2 protein-coding genes are annotated in these 1392 nt (G+C 70.4%); both read left to right on the top strand.

Annotation, left to right across the window (positions count from 1 at the left end; all coding sequences use genetic code 11):
- Window positions 1-46: 46 nt before the first annotated feature.
- Entirely contained in the window at window positions 47-454 is a 408-nt protein-coding gene (locus AC1D15_RS32315) for a hypothetical protein (protein ID WP_477829275.1), read from the top strand.
- A gap of 8 nt (window positions 455-462) precedes the next feature.
- Window positions 463-1254, top strand: a complete 792-nt coding sequence (gene sctJ / locus AC1D15_RS32310) for a type III secretion system inner membrane ring lipoprotein SctJ (protein WP_477829274.1) — start codon at window positions 463-465, stop codon at window positions 1252-1254.
- Window positions 1255-1392 lie beyond the last annotated feature (138 nt).

The raw sequence follows: 1392 nt of genomic DNA, 5'->3' as shown, positions 1-1392 counted from the left end.
GCTTTTCCTCCATTCCCGAAACCACACCTTCGAAGCGGAGAACGCCATGTCCGAAGCAGCCGTCATTGCCGCCGCCGTGCCACCGGCCGCCACCACCGGGACGACGAGCGCCGCGGCCGGCCCCGGCGCAACGCCGGCAACGTTCGCACCCGGCGAGACCCGCATGTTCGCCAACATGATGCAGGGCGTGCAGCAGCCCGAGAGCGCCGCGCGCGGCGCCATCGGCGACGCGGTGAAGGCGATGGCCACGCAGCTCAACGGCATGCGCTCGGTCGAGGACATGCGCGCCAGCATGCTGGCGTCGATCGACATGAACGATCCGTTCAAGACCATGGTGATGGTCGCCGACCAGTCGATGCAGGCGCAGATGAGCTTCTCGAAGCTGCACATGTCGACCGCGCTCGCGAGCGCCGCCACCAACCTGTTCGGCACCTTGCTGAAGAACCAGCAGTAGGCGCCGCCATGAACACATCCTTCGGACGATCGCTGCGGCGTGTGCTGCTGCTCGGCCTGCTGTGCAGCCTGGCCGCCTGCAAGGTCGGGCTGTATTCGAACCTCAACGAGCAGGAGGCCAACGAGATGCTGGCCGCGCTGACCGGCGACGGCCTCGATGCCGACAAGGAGCGGCTCGAGAACAACCAGTGGCAGGTGCTGGTGGACAAGGGCCAGCTGCCGGCGGCGCTCGACCTGCTGCGCGCCCAGGGCCTGCCGAACGACCGCTACGCCAGCATGGGCGAGGTGTTCCAGAAGCAGGGCCTGGTGTCCACGCCGTCCGAGGAGCGCATGCGCTACATCTACGCGATGTCGCAGGAGCTGTCGCAGACGCTGCGCAAGGTCGACGGCGTGGTGTCGGCCCGCGTGCACGTCGTGATCCCGGCCAACGACCCGCTGAGCGACAAGATCCGGCCGTCGTCGGCCGCGGTCTTCATCAAGCACCGGCCCGACGTCGACCTGCGCCTGCTGGTTCCGGCCGTCAAGGACCTGGTGGCGCACAGCATCGAGGGCCTGTCGCACGACCAGGTGTCGCTGTCGTTGTTCGAGGCGCGCCGCGCACCGCCGCAGGGTGCCGCGCCGGCCGGCGCCGTGCTGCCGCGCAGCGACCTGATCCTCGGCGTGCTGCCGGCGCAGACCGCGCTGGTGCTGCTGGTGCTGCTGCTGGCCGCGGCCGCCTGCCTGGTGGTGCTGCCGGGGCTGCTGCGCCGCAACGATCTCGACTGGCGCGTCTGGCTGCGCCGGCAGGTGTTCCGGCGCTGACGGGCCGCGACGATGAGCCCGGCCGCCCCCGCCCCCACCCCTGCGCACGACCTGCTGCGCCTGGTGATGCGCCACAACCTGCACCCCGAGCTCGACCTGCATGCGAGCTGGCTGCCGGCCGGCTGGCCGCTGCGCCAC

This window comes from Rhizobacter sp. P2_H2 (assembly GCF_056403375.1).
This window is presented reverse-complemented; position numbering and strand designations above follow the sequence as displayed.